This is a genomic window from Profundicola chukchiensis, assembly GCF_029664245.1.
GTDB lineage: Bacteria > Bacteroidota > Bacteroidia > Flavobacteriales > Weeksellaceae > Profundicola > Profundicola chukchiensis.
The window spans coordinates 46,682-68,174 of record NZ_JANAIE010000002.1; the positions used below are offsets into that span (position 1 = coordinate 46,682).

Sequence of the window (21,493 nt, forward strand, 5' to 3'; positions counted from 1 at the left end):
TTATAGATACATTACAATTTATAAGGCCTTAAGGAATTTTCTTTAAGGTCTTTTTTTGTTTATATTTTAAATAATTCCTTAATTATCATTCTATAAATCAGCAATCTAGTAAGATATTTTAGTAAAATTCAACTTAAACCCATGTCAAAGATTATAAGAGTTTTATAATCTTCATTTATACTTTTTTTCTCCTTCTCCCCTTTCCGAATTTCCATCTTTTCTTAAAAAGCTATTTAGCAAACAAGCAATTTCTTTATTATTTTCATATTTTTAAAAATCAAAAATCAAATAATATGAAACTACCTTGGGCTGAGCCCTTTAAAATTAAAATGGTTGAAACCATTCAACAATCAACCGCAGAAGAAAGAGCAAAATGGATTGAAGATGCAGATTTTAATTTATTCAATTTAAAAAGTGAGCAAGTTTATATCGATTTGTTGACTGACAGTGGAACGGGCGCAATGAGCGATAAACAATGGGCAGAAATCATGACTGGCGATGAAAGTTATGCGGGCTCTCGTTCTTTTGAAAAATTAAAATCAACCATTCAGGATATAACAGGTTTTGAATATGTTTTACCAACACACCAAGGTCGTGCAGCCGAAAACGTACTTTTTTCTGCTTTAATTAAAGAGGAAATGATAGTTCCTGGTAACTCTCATTTTGATACAACCAAAGGTCATATTGAGTTTAGAAAAGCAAGAGCTATTGATTGTACGATAGAAGAAGCTTTCGACATCGAAAATCCTCATCCATTCAAAGGAAATATTGATTTAAATAAATTAGAAGAAGTTTATAAAACTTATCCCAAAGAGAAAATTCCTTTCTGTTTAATTACTGTTACATGTAACACCTCTGGAGGTCAACCTGTTTCTATGGAAAACATAAAAGCAGTTAGAGAATTGTCTAATAAATATGACATTCCAGTTTATTTTGATGCAGCGCGCTATGCAGAGAATGCATGGTTTATTAAACAAAGAGAAGAGAGTTGTAAATCGATGAGCATTCCAGAAATCGTTAAAGAAATGTTCTCTTATGGTGATGGAATGACCATGTCTTCTAAAAAAGATGGTTTAGTAAATATTGGTGGTTTTGTTGCCTTAAACAATGAAGAGGTTTTCACTGTAGCGAGTAATTTCACCATTATATTTGAAGGCTTTATTACCTATGGTGGTATGGCAGGCCGCGATATGGCAGCTTTAGCACAAGGATTGAGAGAATCGTCTAATGAGCAATATTTAGAAAGTCGTGTTGGACAAGTTGAGTATTTAGGAAATAAACTGATGGAGTTTGGTATTCCAATTCAAAAGCCGATTGGTGGTCATGCGATTTTTGTGGATGCTAAAAAATTCTTACCCAATGTTCCGAAAGAGGAATATATCGCACAAACTTTGGGAATTGAGTTATATAAAGAAGCTGGTGTTCGAGGTGTTGAAATCGGAACTCTATTAGCAGATCGTGATCCAGATACCCGAGAAAATAGATACCCAAAATTAGAATTATTGCGTTTGGCTATTCCAAGACGAACCTACACCAACAATCATATGGATTATATTGCAGTGGCTCTGAAAAATGTATATGACCGTAGAGATGAAATTACTTCAGGTTACAACATCAAATGGGAGGCACCTATCATGCGCCACTTTACTGTGAAGTTAGAAAAGTCGTGATTTTCTAATTTAGTTTAAAAATTTATTAGGTCTTAAGAATTGAATGATTTCATTCATTTTTTAAGACCTTTTTTCTTCTTATCTTTAAATAACATATAAGAAAAATTAAATTCTATTAGCTGTCCACTTTTATAGTTTTTCAGCTTATAGCATTCATATTTTAAACTAAATCATATGAACAATATGTTTCTACGGAAATGGATTATTGCTGCCACAGGACTATTTCTATGCATTTTTTTAATCGTACATTTATCGGCTAACAGTATTTTACTTTTACCTGAAGAAACAGCCAGAGGATTGTATAACTCCTACTCTACGCTTTTACGTGAAAATCCACTTATTACCATAGTTGCCTATTTACTCTACATTTCCATTATTTTCCATGTGGTCTATGCGCTTATCATTAGCATTAAAAATCGAAAATCAAAAGGTAAAACTAATGTCGTAAATAAATATCGTGAAAACAGTTCTTGGACTTCACAGAACATGGGTTTCTTGGGTATTTTCATTCTCCTGTTTATAGTAGTTCATATGGCGAATTTCTGGGCTCGAATTAAATTGGGTTTCGGAGAGGAAGTTGGCCTCGACAGTGCTGGGCACATAGATGTTTATGAAGTGACTTATAGCTTATTCCATAATGTATATTATGTGGCTTTTTATACGCTTTTGATGATTCCATTAGGTTTTCATTTACATCATGGCTTAAAAAGTGGTTTTAAAACTTTAGGTTTTTATCATTCAAAAGGATTGAGAATATTGGCTAATGTTTCTCTTTTTTATGCTTTAATAATTTCTATTGGCTTTGGAATTATTCCTTTAATCGTTTTCTTTAAATAATATAAGTATGCAATTAAATTCAAAAATACCTGAAGGAAGACTAGAAGAAAAGTGGAGAAATTATCAGTTTAAATCTAAATTGATCAACCCTGCTAACAAGAAAAAACTTAATATTATTGTGGTCGGTGCAGGCTTGGCAGGCGCGGGTGCTGCTGCTACTTTGGGTGAATTAGGATATAATGTACAATGCTTTTGTTATCAAGATTCTGCGAGAAGAGCACATTCTGTTGCTGCACAAGGTGGAATAAACGCCGCTAAAAATTATCAGCACGATGGCGATAGTGTGATGCGTATGTTTTATGATGCATTGAAAGGAGGAGACTTCAGATCGAGAGAAGCTAATACCTATAGATTAGCTGAACTTTCTGCGCCTTTAATCGATCATTTTGTTCAGCAAGGAGTTCCATTTGCTCGAGAATACGGTGGTGTATTAGCTAACCGTAGTTTTGGAGGTGTTCAAGTACAACGGACATTTTATGCTAGAGGACAAACCGGACAACAACTATTATTAGCAGCTTATTCTCAATTATATAAAATGGTACGCGCTAAGAAAGTTGAGATGATAGCCAGACATGAAATGTTGGATTTAGTGGTGATTGATGGAAAAGCGAAAGGTATTATTGCACGAGATTTAGTTTCGGGAGAGATAAAAAGATATGCTGCTGATGCTGTAGTATTAGCAACTGGTGGATATTCTAGGGTTTTTAGATTATCTACACTTGCCATTGGATGCAACGGAAGTGCCATTTGGAAAGCGCATAAACGAGGAGCATTTTTTGCCGCACCGAGTTTCACTCAAATCCATCCAACGGCATTACCACAAACTAGCGAGGCGCAATCTAAGTTAACATTAATGTCTGAATCACTCCGAAATGATGGTAGAATTTGGGTGCCAAAGAAAAAAGGAGACGTCCGAAAAGCAAATGATATTCCAGAAGGTGAAAGAGATTATTATCTAGAAAGACGTTACCCTAGTTTTGGAAATTTAGCACCTCGAGACATTTCATCAAGAGCTGCCAAAGAAAGAATTGACGCTGGACATGGCGTTGGTAATCTTAAAAACGCAGTTTATCTAGACTTTAAACATGCTATTGAAAGATTAGGCATTGAAACCATACGAGATCGCTATGGAAACCTATTTGACATGTATAAAAAAATAACTGGAATTAATGCCTATGAACAACCGATGATGATTTCACCAGCCGCTCATTTTTCAATGGGTGGACTGTGGGTTGATTATGAACTCATGACGACCATTCCAGGTTTATATGCAATTGGTGAGTGTAATTACGCAGATCATGGTGCCAATCGCTTAGGTGCTAACTCTTTATTACAAGCAAGTATCGATGGGTATTTTATTCTGCCTAATACGATTAATAATTATTTAGCAGATGAAATTAAATTAGAAAAACCTAGTATAGAGCATCCTGAATTTGATAAAGTTGAACAAGAAACAAAAGAGCATATTCAAAAGATACTTTCTATAAAAGGCAATAAAACTGTAGATGATTTTCACCGTGAGCTTGGTAAAGTCATGTGGCAAGAATGTGCAATGAGTCGAAATAGAAGTGGTTTAGAGAAAGCTATAATTGAAATTGAAAATATTAAGGAAGATTTCTGGACTCAAGTTAAAGTAACGGGCGGGGACAAGGAATTAAACACAGAATTAGAAAAAGCACTGCGTTTGGCTGATTTTATAGATTTAGCCATTTTAATGTGTAAAGATGCATTGCAAAGAGAAGAATCTTGTGGAGCTCACTTTAGAGAAGAGTATCAAACTCCCGATGGTGAAGCCTTAAGAGATGATGAAAATTTCGCCTATGTTTCTGCTTGGGAATATAATGGTGGTGACTTTAAGTTGCATAAAGAAGATTTAGTATTCGAAACTATACAGCCAAGTGTTAGAAGTTATAAATAATTAAAAAGATGAAACTTAGATTTAAAATTTGGAGACAAGAAAATAGTTCAGCTAAAGGAGAATTAAAATCTTATGACGTTGATGGAATTTCTGAGGATATGTCTTTTTTAGAAGCGCTAGATCATCTGAACGAAGAATTAGTTCGTAAAGATGAGCCAGTGATAGCTTTTGAACATGATTGTAGAGAAGGAATTTGTGGTCAATGTGGTGTATTCATTAATGGCCGTGCTCACGGACCTCATGATCATATGACCACTTGTCAAGTACATATGAGAAGTTTTAAAGATGGAGATACCATCACGGTTGAACCATTTAGGGCTGAGTCTTTTCCAGTGATTAAGGATTTAGTTGTAGATCGTTCTGCCTTTGATAGAATCATTGAACAAGGAGCTTATATATCGGCCAAAACGGGAACTGCGCCAGAAGCCAATGCAATTCCTATTTCCAAGGAAATAGCTGATGAGGCAATGGATATGGCAGCTTGTATTGGTTGTGGTGCCTGTGTAGCTACTTGTAAAAATGCTTCGGCGGCTTTATTTACATCTGCTAAAATCAATCATCTCAATAAATTACCTCAAGGAAAATCAGAAGCGCATCATAGAGTTCTCAATATGACCCAACAAATGGAAATTGAAGGTTTTGGTAGCTGTACATTTACAGGAGCTTGCGAAGTTGAATGTCCAGCTGGCATTTCACTAAAAAGTATTGCAGAAATGAATTCACGATATATGAAAGCAAAGATTTTTGGATAATGCAACATGTAAATTTTAATCTTAAATAAGATATTCACATGCAAAAATAAACTACACCAATAAAGACTATAAATAATTCATTCATAAAACAATAATTACTATTTTTAGTGTAAGAAAAATTACAATTATTTCACAAAAAGCATATAAATAAAAATGGATATCAAAGATAATACTTTCAGAAATGTAGCATTTCAATTAGGGTTAAGACAAAGCACAATTAGACATTTCTGTCGATATTTTGAAATTCCCTTATATGAACAGTTCATTAAAGATGAATGGTCTGGAACTCCAATATTAAAAGTTGAATTTATTAGATACCTTCAGCAAAATGCAGAATTTTTACTTGATTTTCAAGAAGATTACTATAAAGATAAGACTCCGACTATAATTTCGCAAACAATAAACAGAGATTTGGTTGAGGTTGAAACATATTTAAAAAATAACCATCCAAATTATTTTAAAGATGGTGTTTTTATGGAGCACATGAAACTAAGTCTTCGATATGTTTCTTCTTATAATATTGATTACAGACTTGGGGGAGATTATGGGTTTTTAAAATTCAACAATACTCATTTAAATAATCAAAATATTCAAAAATTATCTAAGCCTAATGAATTGGAAATAGTCGGTTATGAAGATATTTTAATTAGCATTACGGAGCAAATAGAACCAATTCTAAATCCATCCGATATCAAAGATTGGGGATTAACTAATCCTGGAGGTATATTACTTTTTGGACCTCCGGGATGCGGAAAAACATTTTGGGCAGAAAAAATAAGTGAAATATTAGAATATACCTTTATTGAAATTCCTCGTAGTATTTTTGGTAGTAGCTTAGTCGATGGTGCAATGATCAATTTAAAAAATAAACTTGATGAGTATTCTAATTCAACAAAGACAGTATTATTTTTTGATGAGTTTGACTCTATAGCATCCTCTCGAAATTATCAACCTTCAGGTTCAAGAGAAAATTCAAAAGTAGTAAATACTCTTCTACAAGAAATACCTAAATTAATAGAAAAGCAAATATTAATTGTTGCAGCTACCAATTTTATAGACTCCATTGATCCGGCAGTAATTAGACCTGGACGATTTGATTTAAAAATACCTGTGTTTCCACCAAATTTTGAAGAAAGAGCTGATCTCATTGTTAATAAACTAACCTACAACCTTCAAAGTTCATCCCCTTTATTACGAATTTTGAAATACAATAATGCGCAACATGCTTTATTTTGGAAAAAAATAGCTTCTGAAATGGTTCTGTTTTCAAACAGCTTAGTAATTGATTTTACTCAATTATTAAAGCGAAGACTTAAAAGTATTTACAATGAGACGCAAAGCATTGAAATTAATTTAGATGAGGAAATTCTAATCAAGGCATTAAATGAAACTAGTGCAAAATTAACTCAGAAGGATGCTGAGTTATGTGCTCATTTCTACAATGAGGTTAAATCTTTAGGTAGCAGTTATTATCAAGAGAGATTGGATTGGTTATACCAAGATTTAGAACGATATTATTCTCGTGTTAGCAAGGAAAAGAAACCTAAACCTATTGGCTTCAGACGTCCTATAATTGACTAATAATATTGAATAAAAATTTAATTTTACTTTAAGTTTCATTAATCATAACATTAACTAATTTACAGAAATAAGAAAAATAAAAAAAGCCACGTTTTCACGTGGCTTTTATACTTTTATCTTTTAAATGAATTAAACCGTAGTTTTCAATAAAGCAATATCTAGAACTTCTTCCATCGATTTCACATAATGGAAAGCAACTCCTTTTAAGTAACGTTGCTCGATTTCTAACACGTCTTTACGGTTGTCATCACACAAAATAATATGTTTGATTCCGGCACGTTTAGCCGCCAAGATCTTCTCTTTAATTCCTCCAACAGGTAAGACTTTACCTCTTAAAGTAATCTCACCTGACATCGCGACATTAGCCTTAACTTTGCGACGCGTGAAAGACGATACAATCGATGTTAACATCGTAATACCGGCAGATGGTCCATCCTTAGGCACAGCTCCTTCTGGCACGTGAACGTGAACATTACTCTCTTCTATCAGCTTCAACGGAATGTCTAGTTTTTCGTGATTTGCTTTCACGTATTCCAATGCAATTTGAGCTGATTCTTTCATTACTTTACCTAAATTTCCGGTCATACTTAAATTCCCTTTTCCTTTAGATAAAATAGACTCAATGAATAAGATATCACCACCTACACTTGTCCAAGCCAAACCCGTAACCACTCCTGGAACATCATTGTTCTCGTACTTACTAGATTCCCTTGGTGGACCTAAAATCTCCTCTAAATCTGCTTTCTTCAATTTAGGCTCAACCTCGATTTCCATCGCCGTGTTTTTGGCCACATTTCTAACAATCTTTGCTATTCGTTTTTCTAAAGTACGAACTCCAGATTCACGAGTGTAGCCATCGATCACAAACTCTAATTCTTTATTCCCTAAAACCACATCACCTTTTTTAAGACCATGCGCTTCTAATTGTTTTGGTAATAAATATTTCTTAGCAATCTGCACCTTCTCCTCTACCGTATAACCATTCACTTGAACCATTTCCATTCGATCTCTCAATGGCGCTGGAATATTCGAAATATCATTTGCCGTTGCAATAAACAACACATTTGATAAATCATATCCCATCTCTAAATAGTTATCATAGAATTCCGTGTTTTGCTCTGGATCTAAAACTTCTAACATCGCAGAAGTAGGATCTCCGTGCGCACTTCTAGAAAGTTTATCAATCTCATCTAAGACAAATACAGGATTACTAGAGCCTGCTTTTTTAATACTTTGCAAGATTCTACCAGGCATCGCTCCGATATAGGTCTTTCTATGTCCACGAATCTCTGACTCATCATGCAAACCACCCAAAGACATTCTCTGGTAGTTTCTGTTTAAAGCACTTGCAATAGATTTACCTAAAGACGTTTTACCCACACCCGGAGGTCCATATAGACATATAATCGGTGATTTCATATCACCTTTTAGTTTAAGAACTGCCAAATATTCTAGCACACGCTCTTTCACTTTTTCTAAGCCGTAGTGGTCTTTATTTAAAATCTTTTCAGCTCGCTTTAAATCTAATTTATCCTTAGAAACCTTGTCCCATGGTAAATCCAACATAAATTCCAGGTAATTTCTTTGAATCGAAAACTCTGGCATTTGTGGATTTAATCTTTTCAATCGTTTTATTTCCTTCTCGAAATGCTCACCAACTTCTTTAGACCATTTTTTATCTTTAGAACGCTGAACTAACTCATCAACTTCTTGTTCTTGAGAAACACCACCTAATTCTTCTTGAATGGTGCGTAACTGTTGATTTAAGTAATATTCACGCTGCTGCTGATCCATCTCTGTTCGCGTCTTGGATTGAATATCCATACGCAATTGAAGTTTTTGCAACTCCATATTGAGATGTTTCAAGGTAGCAGTTGCTCTTGCCTTTAAATCAGATTCAGCTAATAATTTCTGTTTTTCCTCATTAGACAAATCCATATTCGAAGCCACATAGTTCACTAAGAAAGATGGACTCTCGATATTCTTAATCGCAAAACTTGCTTCTGATGGAATATTTGGATTTTTCTTAACGATCTCAATCGCAACTTCTTTGATAGAATCATGAATCGCTTGATATTCTTTATCCTTTTTTGGAGGACGAGCATCATCGATTAATTTAATTTTTGCCTTAAAATAAGGATCAGTCGCCGTAAACTCTTCAATTTCAAACCTTCTTAAACCTTGAAGAATCACTGTCGTATTATCATCTGGCAACTTAATCATTTTGTGGATTTTAGCCACCGTACCGATGATATTGATTTCAGAGGTTTCAGGTTCTTCAATGCTAGGATCCTTCTGCGTTGTCACACCAATAATTTGGTTTTTCTTGTAAGCTTCACGCAAAAGTTTCAACGATTTATCTCTTCCTGCAGAAATTGGAATTACCACTCCTGGAAATAACACCGTATTTCGCAAAGGCAAAATCGGAATTTCATCTGGTGTTTCAGTATTTAACAAGTGATCCTCCTCCTCTGGTGTCAACAAAGGGATGAATTCTGAATCTTCGTTTATATTTTCTTGTAATGACAAGTTGTCTATTATCATACTCTTTTGGGTTTAAAATCGATAAATACTGCCGAATCGTCAGTTTTATATTAATTTAACCAAACACACAATCAATTGATTATCAGTGTATTTAATTTAATATTGATGAAACAGATTCACTCATATTTATCGAACTTATTATAAGGTCAATAGTTATGCCACCCGAACCATTGCTAGTATTATGAAAGTTGGGTTAGGCACAAAAAAAGTGCTCATTACAATTTATGCAATGAGCACCTTATACTTATTTATTCAAATCAAATTATTTCTTTCTAGAAATAACTGCTTTAACTTTCTCTACAATAGTTTTAGAATCGATACCGTATTTCACCATTAATTCTTCTGGTGTTGCACTTTCTCCAAAAGTATCTTGTGTACCTACAAACTCTTGTGGAATTGGGTCTTTAGTTGTTACTAAACGCGCAACGCTTTCTCCTAAACCTCCAAAGATATTGTGCTCTTCAGCTGTTACGATAGCTCTAGTTTTAGCAATAGATTTCAAGATTATTTCTTCGTCTAAAGGCTTAATTGTATGAATATTAATCACCTCACAAGAAACTCCTTCTTTCTCTAATTCATCAGCAGCTACTAATGCTTCCCAAACTAAATGTCCGGTAGCAACGATAGTTACATCTGTTCCTTCTTCTAATAAAATACCTTTACCAATTTCGAAAGGTTGATCTTCTGGCATGAAAACAGGCCATTTCGGACGACCAAATCTTAAGTAAACCGGACCTTCGTGTTCTGCTACAGCAATGGTTGCAGCTTTAGTTTGGTTATAATCACAAGGATTGATTACGGTCATTCCAGGTAACATTTTCATCAAACCTAAATCTTCTAAAATCTGGTGAGTTGCACCATCCTCACCTAAAGTAAGACCTGCGTGTGATGCAGCAATCTTTACGTTTTTATTTGAATAAGCAACCGATTGACGAATTTGGTCATAAACTCTACCTGTTGAGAAGTTAGCGAAAGTACCTGTGAAAGGAATTTTACCGCCTGTAGCAAGTCCTGCAGCAATTCCAATCATATTAGCTTCTGCGATTCCAACTTGAAAAAATCTTTCTGGAAACTCCTTTTCGAAGCCATCCATTTTAAGTGATCCCGTTAAATCCGCACAAAGAGCAACAACATTTTCGTTTTTCTTTGCAGCTTCCAACAATCCATCACCAAATCCTGATCGTGTATCTTTTTTCTCTGTATATGTATATTTCATTGTATTGGCTTAATTGAAACTTAATTCTAATCTTTTTAATTTAATTTTAATAATCTTTAAGTGATGTCTCTGGAATCTGATTCATCGCTGACTCCATTTGCTCAGCATTTGGAGCTTTACCATGCCACTCATGAGTTCCAACCATAAAGTCTACTCCGTAACCCATTTCTGTGTGCAGTAAAATTGCTACTGGTTTTTGTTTACCAGTTCTTGATTTAGCTTCTTTTAATCCAGCTAAAACTTGCTCCATATCATTCCCGTCTTTCACGTGAACAACATCCCACATAAAAGATTTTAATTTATCTTCTAATGATCCTAAGTTCAACACATCATCTGTATCACCATCGATTTGTCTTCCGTTCGCATCGATTGTCATAATGATATTGTCAACTTTATTAGCTCCAGCATACATTAAAGCCTCCCAAATTTGACCTTCTTGTAACTCACCGTCTCCTTGTAGAGTATAAACTAAGTGAGAATCATTATTTAATTTCTTAGCAATTGCTAAACCGATTCCAGCCGATAAACCTTGACCTAAAGAACCTGTAGCGATTCTAATTCCAGGTAAGCCTTCGTGGGTAGTTGGGTGACCTTGTAATCTAGAATTTAATTTTCTAAAAGTTTGTAATTCACTTACAGGAAAGAAACCAGTTCTTGCCAAAACACTATATAAAAGAGGAGAAATATGCCCATTAGAAAGAATGAAGACATCTTCGTCTTTACCGTCCATCTTGAAGTCGGTAGAATAATCCATAACTTCTTTATACAGTGCTACCATAAATTCTGTACATCCTAAAGATCCACCTGGATGTCCACTGTTTACTGCATAAACCATTCGGAGAATGTCTCTTCTCACTTGTGCGCTAAGTTCTTGCAACTCTTGTAAATTAGCCATACGTTTTAAAATTTTACCAAAAATAACAATTTACGACAAGAAAGTTGAGAAGTTTCTGTCTTTATTATATCATAATATTGAATTTGGATTTTAATAAAAGGCTTTTATATAAAATTCAGTGCATTCTAATAAAAAATGTACCTTTACTATATGAATTTTACGGAAGAAGAGATTCACCATATCGGAATGAATTTTATTGGTGAAGAGTTACAGAAATTGGGTTATGAATTTTTAGGAGTTAATTCTAAACTTAAAAAACATCCTCAATTTGTTATTTTCAAATCTGGAGAGCCTATTACATTTGTTATGGTCAACACCGTGTTGTTCCCTAATAGTTTTGTTGATGTTCCTGAGGTTTCTGAAAAGGTAATCGAGCACGCAAAAACCCAAGATTCTAGTGTTTGGTTTGCAGGTGTTGGTTTGTGTAATGACGAAGATCCAAATGCACCAATGCAAAGAGGAAAACCTTATAGAATTCTATTTAATGGATTTAAAACCTTACACACTCATGCGTAATTTATTAATTTTCAGCTTTATAAGTTTATTTTTGATTTCTTGTCAGAAAGAGGAACAAAAAGAACAAGCCAATGAACCTATCGTCATGGAAGGCGATGCTTACGGTTCTACATTTAGAATTGTTTATTATAGCTATGACAAAAATTTTAATGAGGATATTCAAGACATTTTAGAAGAATTCGACCATTCTGTAAATACCTACATCCCTACTTCTATTTTAACCAAATTCAATGAAAGTGAAAATGGAAGTTCAGCGGATAGAATGCTTTTGGAGTTATTTTCTATATCTAGAAATTATAATACTAAAACCAATGGTTTCTATGATCCAAGTGTTTCTCCTTTATCTGATTTGTGGGGATTCTCATCTAAAGGTATTAAGAACTCACCAACGGAGCAGCAAGTTGATTCGGTGATGAAATTCATCGGATTAAAAAACATTAGCATTCTTGAGAATTCTCTATCTAAAACAGATCCGCGTGTGGCCTTAAGCTTTAATGCAATTACAGGTTATGTGAATGATGAAGTTGCTAAATTCTTGGATAGTAAAAAAGTTGAAAGTTATCTGATTGAAATCGGTGGAGAAATGATTGCTAAAGGAAAAAAACCTAATGGCGACGCTTGGACAATCGGAATTGACGAACCTATAGAAAATGCAGAAGAAAGAGTACTTAATTCTGTTTTAGAATTAAACAATGAAGCTATGGCAACATCTGGAAATTACAGAAAATTCCACATAGATGAAGAAACTGGACAAAAAATCGTTCATACGATGAACCCTAAAACAGGTTACCCAGAGGTTTCTCCTTTATTAAGTGCGTCGGTGATTGCACCAAGTTGTGCTGAAGCAGATGCAACCGCAACAGCCCTTATGGCGATGGGATTAGATAAAGCTTTAGAATATATTCCAACCCGTCCTGAATTAAAATTCTATTTAATTTGGAGTGATGAAAATGGAAATTTTATGAATAAAGCCTTTAATGGATTTGAATTAAAGAAAAATGACGCAGAATAGTTATCTGTAATTCTTTACCGTAATGTGTCCCGAATATTTTCGGCCATCTACCACTTCAATTAAATACCAATAACTATCAGTAGGTAATTTTTTGCCGTTGTGGGTACCGTCCCATTCAAAGCTACCATCGATGGTTTTATCTACTAATAGCTTACCGTATCTATCGAAGATTTTAACGCTGGTACCAGGATAAGCTTCTAGTCCTTTCACATACCAAGTGTCATTTAATCCATCATTGTTGGGTGTAATTACATTGGTAAATGAGAATAAGGCAAAATTAAATTCGGTAATTCCACAAACATTTTCCCCTCTTACGTAAGCTGTGTGTTCCCCAATAGGTAAATCTGTTGCATTGGGGTTGCTCGACCAATTTTGGCCATCAAAACTATATTCTAGCGGTGGAATTCCGGTTGCAATAATGCTAGCATCGTTTCCATTAATACTTACACTTTGAATCGTGGCTGCCTCTTCATAAGTTACTGTTACTTGCTTCTGAACTGAGCAGTTATCATTAAACACTTCTAATGTATAAGTTCCGGCTTGTGTGATTTCAACCTCATTCGAGTTTAAATCATTTTGCTCAGCATCTACATTTTGTAAGCCACTCCACTGGTAAGAAACAAAACTATTAGGAACAGAAATTCTTAAGCTCTCACCTTGACAAAGACTTAAATTTTCAGTCCAATCAAAATCTGGAGTAGGGTTTATATTTATACTTAATTCATTTAATGTAAAACAATCTGAATTAGCGTTATTTTTAACCTTAACGATTAAATTCTGTTGATTACTTAAGTTTAAATTTCCCGATAATTGATTCATTCCATTATTCGCATCAGTTTCAGAATTAAATAAAGTATAATTTAAAGCTGGATTTACATCATTTAAGGAAGAAATCAATTCAGCCGAACTCACTGAAATATTTTGAGAGTCAGAACAAAAAGATAAAACTTGATCTGTAAAAACTGGTAAACTCTCCGCGCTAACTGTTATTTGCTCTGTTAGTGTACAGTTGTTTCCATAACTCACTGTTAAGGTATAAGTACCAGCTTGTGTAACAGTAATTTCACTTGAATTTATATCATTATTCACTAAATCCTCACCTTGTAGCCCAGACCACTCATAAGAATCAAAACTAGCATTTGGGCTAATGGTTACAGATTGACCTTCACAAAAGCTTAAATCACTTCCTAAATCCAATGTTTCAGCATCATTTTGTAATGTAATGGTATTAAAAGAATCACATTCTCCATTAGCGAAACGAACATAAATTAGCTGATCTTCACTTGTCGCTTGAAAAGAAGTTGGATTGTTAATAGGATTGCTTTGATTCTCTGCATCGTTCATTGAGGTGTAATAGGAAATATTAACACCTGTTGTATCATTTAACATATTAGGAATCGCATTCGTTAAATCATATACACCTAATTCATTTCCGGTTGAACATTGATATAAGCTAGTAGCTTGGGTTTCTGGTGGTGTCACTACATTTAAATCTAAAGCAATCACCTCGGTTTCATCAGTAGTTTCGTTATAAATTCTAATGAAGATTTGTTGATAATTAGGAACCGTATTACTAAAAGTAGAGTCTAACGGATTAGAACCATTTTGAGCTTGTTCTTGAGTTAAGTGAAAACTAAAATCATAGCTAATGGCTTCGTGTAATCCCGCCGCTCCCCACCAAGGAGTTGTGCTAGAGTTTTGAATAATTCTTTGTGTGTTTAAACTTGGTAAATCAATCGAATATAAATAATCCGGTGTAACTCCATATAGGATACCATTTTCTGCTGCCAATCCAAAAGTTTGATCATCGATCATTCCTAAGTTCTCATGGCTCACATACTGATTATCGTCGTCTAGTGTAACTTTATATAAATAGTTGTCGTAATTAATCGCCCAAGCAATGTACATATATTCGCCAATCACGACGAAATCTCCCCCAGAACTACCTGCTCCGAAGTCATGCCAAACATAATAATCATCGAATTGCCCAGCATCGGCTCTATAAACCTTAGAATGTCTTCCACCAACATATAAGTTATTTTGTGTATCGAACGACATCGCAAGGTTTGAAGTCTCAGGCAAAGAGCCCACACGCGTGTAGGCACAAGTTTCAGTATTTACTGAATGTAAGCCATTTCGTGTACTTACAAATACAGTCATATCTTGATTAATCGCAATTTCGTATAAGGAATCACTATAGTCACAAACAAAAACCCTGTTAGGATTTGTAGAAACATTTTCTATCTTAATAATACCATTGTAAGAATTGGCAATCCAAACTTCGTCTTCTGCCCCTGTAGAATCTTGAAACTCTTCGTTCAACTGAGCTACTATTTCATCAAAAGTAAAAGTGGTAATACCGTCGAAATCATCATCACAAACAGTAATAGACCAAACTTGATCGGTTGTATTGTTAATTTCACTTGAGGTAGTTGGTTGTGAATTATTAAATCCATGGGAGTCACTCTCAACCGGTTGGGCATTGAAAATAATAGCAATGAATAAAATAAAGTATAGGTAGGTATTTTTCAAAAGTTAGGATTTATGCTACAAAGATAATAAAGCATAAATAAAAAAAGCTCCTCCCGAGGGAGAAGCTTTACGAATTCTATAATTGGAGGTTTATATTATAAACCTACTCTAGCATAATCTGTGATAGATAAACCTTCTTTAACTTCAGCTAAGTATTCTTTAACTGATTGTTTTTCTCCCATGATATAATCTTGGTGAACTAAAGTATTATCTTTAAAGAATCTTTGAAGTTTACCTTTAACGATATTGTCTAAAATATTTTCTGGCTTACCTTCTTTTCTTAAAGTTTCTTTAGCGATTTCGCTTTCTTTCTCAATGATTTCTTTATCAACACCATCTTCGTCTAAAGCGATTGGGTTCATAGCAGCAACTTGCATTGACAAGTTTTTAGCTACTTCTTCTCCATTATCTACAGCTTCGCTTAATCCTACTACAGCAGCAATCTTGTTACCATTGTGAATGTAAGAACCAACGAAAGGAGCTTCGATAGATTTGAAATCTACGATACCGATTTTCTCACCGATAACACCTGTTTGCTCAACTAATTTATCTTCTACTTTCATTCCTTCGAATTCAGAATTTAATAATTCTTCTTTCGTAGAAAAGTCTAATGCGTGATTTGCTAATTTAGTAGCTAAAGCAACGAAATCATCGTTTTTAGCAACGAAATCTGTCTCACATCCAAGAGCTACAATCACTCCTTTTTTGTTCTCAGAACAAGTAGCAGCGATAACAGCACCTTCAGATGTTTCTCTGTCAGCACGCTTAGCAGCAACTTTTTGTCCTTTCTTTCTAAGGATTTCAATGGCTTTGTCAAAATCTCCCTCAGCTTCAACTAAGGCTTTTTTACAATCCATCATTCCTGCACCTGTGATGTTTCTTAATTTACCAACCTCTGCAGCTGTTACTTTATATGACATTTATTTATTTTTTTTAAGTTTACAAAAATTTTAAAGATAAGTTTTCACTAAAAAGTGAAGAGAAATTTATTCTTCTTCGTCTTTAGAAGCTTTAGCTGGCTTAGCTGCCTTTTTAGCTGGTTTATCTTCTTTACCTTTTGATTTCTCTGCTTTTCTAGCAGTTAATCCTTCTCTTACAGCGTCAGTAACTGTTTGCATGATAATCTCGATAGATTTTGTAGCATCGTCGTTTGCTGGGATTGGGAAATCAACTTCTCTAGGATCAGAGTTTGTATCTACAATTGCAAAAACAGGAATGTTTAATTTCTTTGCTTCTTTAACTGCGATTGATTCGTTTACGATATCAACAACGAATAAAGCCGAAGGCAATCTCGTCATATCAGAGATAGAACCTAAATCTTTTTCTAATTTAGCTCTCTGACGATCAACTTGTAATCTCTCTTTTTTAGATAAACTGTTGAAAGTACCATCTTTCTTCATTTTATCGATAGAGTTCATTTTCTTAACTGCTTTACGAATGGTAACAAAGTTAGTTAACATTCCACCAGGCCAACGCTCAGTGATGTAAGGCATGTTAACATCTCCAGCATATTTTGCTACGATGTCTTTAGCTTGTTTCTTAGTAGCAACGAATAAAATCTTTCTACCAGAAGCAGCCATTTTCTCCATTGCATTAGAAGCATCTTCTAATTTAACTGCAGTTTTGTGTAAGTCGATGATGTGGATTCCATTTTTCTCCATGAAAATGTAAGGAGCCATGTTTGGATTCCATTTACGCGTAAGGTGACCGAAATGTACACCTGCGTCTAACAATTCTTTAACGCTTTTTTTTGCCATTTTGTTGTTTTAAAATTAGTTTACTTTCCGCTCAATAGCAATCAATCATTTGGTGGTCAACCTATATAAATTTGGTCTCGCCCAAAAAATTTGGATGCTAAACTAACCGGCTATTTGTTTTACTATTATTATTGAAAAAAGTTCGCCCAAAATGAATTGGGCAAACTGTATATTGTTGAATGAGTTTCTGATTCGAACAAGCGAAATATATTAACGCTTCGAGAATTGGAACTTCTTACGTGCTTTCTTCTGCCCGTATTTCTTACGCTCAACCATTCTTGGATCACGAGTCAATAAACCTTCTGGTTTAAGAACACCTCTGAACTCTTGGTTGATGTCACACAATGCTCTAGAGATAGCTAAACGAATAGCTTCTGCTTGACCAGTGTTTCCACCTCCGTGAACTTTTACACTAATATCATACTGACCTAGTGTTTCAGTTAACAAGAAAGGTTGTTGAACTTTGTATTTTAATACTTCTGTAGAAAAGTAAGTATCCAAATCGCGGCCGTTGATATTGAAATCGCCTTTTCCTTCCTCTACGTAAGCTCTAGCGATAGCTTTTTTTCTACGACCTATTTTGTGAATAGTTGCCATATATTATTTGAATTCGTTTAAATCTATTTTAGTAGGTTTTTGTGCCGACTGATCGTGCTCCTCTCCTACATAAACTTTCATGTTTTTGTAAATCTTTCTACCCAATTTATTTTTTGGCAACATACCTTTGATGGCACTTTCTACCAAACGAGTAGCATCTTTCTTGAATAACTGAGTAGCAGTTTCTGATCTCTGACCTCCTGGATATCCAGAAAACCTTTGATAAACTTTATCTTCCCACTTATTACCAGTAAGATTAATTTTCTCAGCATTCACAATCACAACATAATCCCCGCAATCTGCATGAGGAGTAAAGTTTGGTTTGTGCTTACCGCGAAGCATTTTAGCAACTTTAGAAGCTAAACGCCCAAGATTTTGACCATCTGCATCAACCAATAACCATTGCTTATCCGCATTAGCTTGGTTTACTGAAACTGTTTTATAACTAAGTGTATCCACTGAACTGATTTTAAATATATTAATCTTCCGTAATAAAATCGGGGTGCAAATTTATAAAAATGTTTTAAGTTACCAAAATGTTTTTTGGTATTTAATCACTTTTTATTAATCCTCAGATTTTAAGACTGCAAAGATATATTTTATTATTCAAATACCATCCTATTTTTAAACTTTTCTAAGTCTTCGGACGAAATATATTTACATTTCTCTAAATCTGCTAGTTTTTTAAAGCCTCCTATGAATTCTTTATACTTAATTATATTCTCTGCATCAGCCGTATCCCAACCCAAAGCTTCCCAATCACTGACCGACATTTTATTAGGATTTAAACTAGTTGTACTCAACTTAGATTCCTCTTTACTTTCAACTTCAAAGGAAGGAGAATTAGTAATTCTAACATAATCTTTAATCCGATTAAACATATACTCATTAATCACAAAACAAGCTTTTATTTGCTCTAAGGTTTCAAAACGCTTACCTGGGAGTGAGTTTTTGTAGTTGAAAATAACAGGAACTTGGTTTTCACTAAAACCTAATTCCATCCATCCCTTAGCATCTAATTCATTAGGATCAAATGCTTTCATTTTGGAGTAGGACTTTTTAGTCTCATACTTATTCTCGTATTTAGCTTGACTTGGTTTCCTAACTAAAGTCGCTGCATAAGGTTTAATATCAATATAAGACTCAAGCCTATCCATCATATAATCCGACATTACATAAGCCGCGAAAAACTCCTCCACACTACTAAAATTTCCTCCTAAACTATTTCTATACCTAATTAAAGACTCCGCTTGTTTTAAACTAAAACCTAATTCCTCGAAGCCTTTAGCATCTAAAGCATTTGGATTAAACCTTTTTAGTTCAGCTTTTTGAAACTCGGCATTTTGAGCCCCAGTTTCTTCTTCTTGTTTTAATAATAAAGCTTCTTCTGTTGGTGTAAAACTTAAGTTTTGAGTAGTTTTATTCTGTCCAAATGGATAAAACTGTATAATTAGTTCTGCCATTACTACCAAGAAAATTAAAATAAAAAACCCACTCCGTTGACGCTTGGTCATGCCGAAGTGGGAAAAAAAATAGTCCTTAAGACTATTGCTATTTCTTCTTGACTTTTTCATTTTTAAACAAAGTTCCAGCCTTTAGATTTTTCATGTAATCATTTAAATCAGCTTTAACTTCATTAGACATTATATACAATCCAATAATGTTAGGGAAAGCCATTAATAAAATCATCATATCAGAAAAATCTAATACAGCACCTAAACTAATCGATGCTCCGATTACCACAAACACCAGGAATAAGCCTTTATAAATCAATTCAGATTTAAGACTCTTTCCGAATAAGTAAGTCCAAGCGCGCATTCCGTAGTATGACCAAGAAATCATAGTAGAAATCGCGAATAAGAATACCGCAAATGCCAAAACATAAGGGAACCATGAAATCACAGAACCGAACGCATCTGAAGTTAATTGCGCTCCTGCTAAACCTTCAACTTCGTGCATTCCAGTGAAGATTAATACTAAAGAAGTCAATGTACAAATCACAACTGTATCAATAAAAGGCTCTAATAAGGCAACAAAACCTTCACTTGGTGGGTGACTTGTTTTAGCAGCTGAGTGAGCAATAGCTGCCGAACCAACACCCGCCTCATTAGAGAATGCTGCTCTTTGGAATCCAACAATTAAAACGCCTATTACTCCACCTTTTAATGCCGATGGATTAAATGCACCATCAACAATAGCTTGGAATGCCAAGCCAATATTTTGAAAGTTCATTCCAATAACAACTAAACAAGCAATTACATATACTGTTGCCATAAATGGAACCACTTTCTCCGTTACACGAGCAATACTTTTAATTCCTCCGATAATTACAGCACCAACTAAAATAGCTGTAATCACACCAAACCAAAAACCATGGCCTTGGAAAGTTTCTATTTGTCCGGCTAGCTGCTCAAAAGCTTGATTGGCCTGGAACATATTTCCACCTCCAAAAGATCCTCCTACAGTTAGAATAGCAAATATTACTGCTAAAACTTTCCCGAAACCTTTCATCCCTCTCTTTTCTAAACCTTCGCTTAGATAATTCATAGGTCCCCCGAAAATTCTTCCATCTTCGTGTAGTTGTCTATATTTTACACCCAAGGTACATTCAACAAACTTGGTTGACATACCTAAGAATCCAGCGACAATTAACCAGAAAGTTGCTCCTGCTCCACCTAATGAAACCGCTACAGCAACACCCGCAATATTTCCTAAACCTACTGTTCCAGATACCGCAGTTGCCAAAGCCTGAAAGTGAGTCACTCTACCTGGCGCATTAGGATCATCATACTTACCTCTTGCTAAATCAATTGCGTGTTTAAACCCACGAATATTGATAAACCCCATTCTAAACGTAAAGAATATAGCTGCAATAACTAACCAAACTACAATAAATGGAATATTCTTGGTTTGAGTACTTCCGTTAGGATGTTTTAAAGCTTGAGGCTTATCATACTCAACTGCTGCAAGGTAAAATGCACCTTGCTCGATAACATGAGCCTTGTTCTCAGAATCATAAATAACTCCACCCTCTTTTACTAAATATTTTAATTTACCATTAACGGTAGAGGTAATCTGTTGTACTTCACCCAATTTATTTTCAATTTCGGCGATAACTTGACCTTCATTCACATGAGCTCCTTCTTCTAAAAGCCATTTCTTTAATACAAATCTATCTTCAATATCAGAAGTCCAGTTGGGGATAGGTACTAGTTTTTGATCAGCATAAACCACTGGATCATAAATTCCTAGCCAAGAAAAAACGTCAAAAAACATGACACCAGAAACTTTATCAACTAATGGAACAAAGAATCCATTAAACTTTTCTGTGATACTCGTAGCAGGAATGTAAATTTCCTTAGTTAATTCTTTTCCCGTAGCATCCTTAACTCTTACTGTTTTTCTAACTCCCTCTGTCAACCCTACTGATCTATTAGAAAGCGTATCGGTAGTTTCCTTTGGCCAATAATAAACGTAAGGCTCTGTACCGCCAAATACATTTAATCTAATTTCAGCATCATTAATTAAATCACTTGGATTAATTACCTCCGAAGTCATTCTAAACTCATCTGAACCAGTGCTTAACTGATCTGGTTCCTGAGCGAAAACCAAAGACGATATAAAAAAGAAAAATATAATAATTCGAGTCATGGATTGTGTTTAGAA

Annotated in this window: 17 protein-coding genes; 7 read left to right on the forward strand and 10 right to left on the reverse strand. The window is 34.6% G+C overall.

The features are described from left to right. Positions 1 to 293 precede the first annotated feature (293 nt). The 5 genes from NLM59_RS02490 (at position 294) to NLM59_RS02510 (ending at position 6,758) form a co-directional block, all read left to right on the forward strand. Positions 294 to 1,670 carry a tryptophanase gene (locus NLM59_RS02490; RefSeq protein WP_304416162.1) on the forward strand — a complete coding sequence of 459 codons (1,377 nt, stop codon included), beginning with the start codon at positions 294 to 296 and terminating at the stop codon, positions 1,668 to 1,670. Between the two features lie 174 nt (positions 1,671 to 1,844). Beyond that, a complete protein-coding gene (locus NLM59_RS02495; protein ID WP_304416163.1) occupies positions 1,845 to 2,507 on the forward strand; it encodes a succinate dehydrogenase cytochrome b subunit in 663 nt (220 codons plus the stop codon). Positions 2,508 to 2,514: 7 nt separating this feature from the next. Next, entirely contained in the window at positions 2,515 to 4,425 is a 1,911-nt protein-coding gene (locus NLM59_RS02500) for a fumarate reductase/succinate dehydrogenase flavoprotein subunit (protein WP_304416164.1), read from the forward strand. An 8-nt stretch (positions 4,426 to 4,433) separates the two neighbouring features. After that, the gene (locus tag NLM59_RS02505; protein ID WP_304416165.1) at positions 4,434 to 5,177 is read left to right on the forward strand and encodes a succinate dehydrogenase/fumarate reductase iron-sulfur subunit; all 744 of its coding nucleotides are present in this window, start codon (positions 4,434 to 4,436) and stop codon (positions 5,175 to 5,177) included. Positions 5,178 to 5,330: 153 nt separating this feature from the next. Beyond that, on the forward strand, positions 5,331 to 6,758 hold the full coding sequence (locus NLM59_RS02510) for an AAA family ATPase (protein ID WP_304416166.1): 1,428 nt from the start codon (positions 5,331 to 5,333) through the stop codon (positions 6,756 to 6,758). 129 nt (positions 6,759 to 6,887) lie between these two features. Here the strand turns inward: NLM59_RS02510 and lon are convergent, their stop codons facing one another. The 3 genes from lon to NLM59_RS02525 all read right to left on the reverse strand — a co-directional run bounded on the left by lon (position 6,888) and on the right by NLM59_RS02525 (position 11,413). Further along, a complete protein-coding gene (lon, locus tag NLM59_RS02515; RefSeq protein ID WP_304416167.1) occupies positions 6,888 to 9,302 on the reverse strand; it encodes an endopeptidase La in 2,415 nt (804 codons plus the stop codon). Between the two features lie 262 nt (positions 9,303 to 9,564). Then, positions 9,565 to 10,518: a transketolase family protein gene (locus tag NLM59_RS02520; RefSeq protein WP_304416168.1), complete on the reverse strand. Its 954-nt coding sequence runs from the start codon at positions 10,516 to 10,518 to the stop codon at positions 9,565 to 9,567. Between the two features lie 46 nt (positions 10,519 to 10,564). Next, positions 10,565 to 11,413, reverse strand: a complete 849-nt coding sequence (locus NLM59_RS02525; RefSeq protein ID WP_304416169.1) for a transketolase — start codon at positions 11,411 to 11,413, stop codon at positions 10,565 to 10,567. A gap of 150 nt (positions 11,414 to 11,563) precedes the next feature. Between NLM59_RS02525 and NLM59_RS02530 the strand changes: the two genes are divergently transcribed. Next, positions 11,564 to 11,929 carry a Na(+)-translocating NADH-quinone reductase subunit F gene (locus NLM59_RS02530; RefSeq protein ID WP_304416170.1) on the forward strand — a complete coding sequence of 122 codons (366 nt, stop codon included), beginning with the start codon at positions 11,564 to 11,566 and terminating at the stop codon, positions 11,927 to 11,929. Then, positions 11,922 to 12,941 carry an FAD:protein FMN transferase gene (locus NLM59_RS02535; RefSeq protein ID WP_304416171.1) on the forward strand — a complete coding sequence of 340 codons (1,020 nt, stop codon included), beginning with the start codon at positions 11,922 to 11,924 and terminating at the stop codon, positions 12,939 to 12,941. Before NLM59_RS02530 ends, NLM59_RS02535 begins: the two co-directional genes overlap by 8 nt. Here the strand turns inward: NLM59_RS02535 and NLM59_RS02540 are convergent, their stop codons facing one another. From NLM59_RS02540 to NLM59_RS02570, 7 genes are all read right to left on the reverse strand, one after another. Beyond that, a complete protein-coding gene (locus NLM59_RS02540; protein ID WP_304416172.1) occupies positions 12,942 to 15,473 on the reverse strand; it encodes a T9SS type B sorting domain-containing protein in 2,532 nt (843 codons plus the stop codon). Positions 15,474 to 15,568: 95 nt separating this feature from the next. Then, on the reverse strand, positions 15,569 to 16,393 hold the full coding sequence (gene tsf, locus NLM59_RS02545; RefSeq protein ID WP_304416173.1) for a translation elongation factor Ts: 825 nt from the start codon (positions 16,391 to 16,393) through the stop codon (positions 15,569 to 15,571). A 66-nt stretch (positions 16,394 to 16,459) separates the two neighbouring features. Next, a complete protein-coding gene (rpsB, locus tag NLM59_RS02550; RefSeq protein WP_304416174.1) occupies positions 16,460 to 17,230 on the reverse strand; it encodes a 30S ribosomal protein S2 in 771 nt (256 codons plus the stop codon). Positions 17,231 to 17,440: 210 nt separating this feature from the next. Beyond that, entirely contained in the window at positions 17,441 to 17,827 is a 387-nt protein-coding gene (rpsI, locus tag NLM59_RS02555; protein WP_304416175.1) for a 30S ribosomal protein S9, read from the reverse strand. Positions 17,828 to 17,830: 3 nt separating this feature from the next. After that, positions 17,831 to 18,286, reverse strand: a complete 456-nt coding sequence (gene rplM / locus NLM59_RS02560) for a 50S ribosomal protein L13 (protein ID WP_304416176.1) — start codon at positions 18,284 to 18,286, stop codon at positions 17,831 to 17,833. A 143-nt stretch (positions 18,287 to 18,429) separates the two neighbouring features. Further along, entirely contained in the window at positions 18,430 to 19,290 is an 861-nt protein-coding gene (locus NLM59_RS02565) for a helix-hairpin-helix domain-containing protein (protein WP_304416177.1), read from the reverse strand. Between the two features lie 88 nt (positions 19,291 to 19,378). Next, entirely contained in the window at positions 19,379 to 21,478 is a 2,100-nt protein-coding gene (locus NLM59_RS02570; protein WP_304416178.1) for an amino acid carrier protein, read from the reverse strand. Between the last annotated feature and the right edge of the window lie 15 nt (positions 21,479 to 21,493).

Excerpts from the sequence above, each read along its gene's own strand:
- NLM59_RS02495 (WP_304416163.1), top strand. The coding sequence starts at position 1,845 with ATGAACAATATGTTTCTACGGAAATGGATTATTGCTGCCACAGGACTA.
- NLM59_RS02520 (WP_304416168.1), bottom strand. The coding sequence starts at position 10,518 with ATGAAATATACATATACAGAGAAAAAAGATACACGATCAGGATTTGGT.
- NLM59_RS02535 (WP_304416171.1), top strand. The coding sequence starts at position 11,922 with ATGCGTAATTTATTAATTTTCAGCTTTATAAGTTTATTTTTGATTTCT.
- NLM59_RS02570 (WP_304416178.1), bottom strand. The coding sequence starts at position 21,478 with ATGACTCGAATTATTATATTTTTCTTTTTTATATCGTCTTTGGTTTTC.
- NLM59_RS02530 (WP_304416170.1), top strand. The coding sequence starts at position 11,564 with ATGAATTTTACGGAAGAAGAGATTCACCATATCGGAATGAATTTTATT.
- rpsI (WP_304416175.1), bottom strand. The coding sequence starts at position 17,827 with ATGGCAACTATTCACAAAATAGGTCGTAGAAAAAAAGCTATCGCTAGA.
- NLM59_RS02500 (WP_304416164.1), top strand. The coding sequence starts at position 2,515 with ATGCAATTAAATTCAAAAATACCTGAAGGAAGACTAGAAGAAAAGTGG.
- NLM59_RS02490 (WP_304416162.1), top strand. The coding sequence starts at position 294 with ATGAAACTACCTTGGGCTGAGCCCTTTAAAATTAAAATGGTTGAAACC.
- tsf (WP_304416173.1), bottom strand. The coding sequence starts at position 16,393 with ATGTCATATAAAGTAACAGCTGCAGAGGTTGGTAAATTAAGAAACATC.
- rpsB (WP_304416174.1), bottom strand. The coding sequence starts at position 17,230 with ATGGCAAAAAAAAGCGTTAAAGAATTGTTAGACGCAGGTGTACATTTC.
- NLM59_RS02565 (WP_304416177.1), bottom strand. The coding sequence starts at position 19,290 with ATGGCAGAACTAATTATACAGTTTTATCCATTTGGACAGAATAAAACT.
- NLM59_RS02510 (WP_304416166.1), top strand. The coding sequence starts at position 5,331 with ATGGATATCAAAGATAATACTTTCAGAAATGTAGCATTTCAATTAGGG.
- NLM59_RS02525 (WP_304416169.1), bottom strand. The coding sequence starts at position 11,413 with ATGGCTAATTTACAAGAGTTGCAAGAACTTAGCGCACAAGTGAGAAGA.
- NLM59_RS02505 (WP_304416165.1), top strand. The coding sequence starts at position 4,434 with ATGAAACTTAGATTTAAAATTTGGAGACAAGAAAATAGTTCAGCTAAA.
- lon (WP_304416167.1), bottom strand. The coding sequence starts at position 9,302 with ATGATAATAGACAACTTGTCATTACAAGAAAATATAAACGAAGATTCA.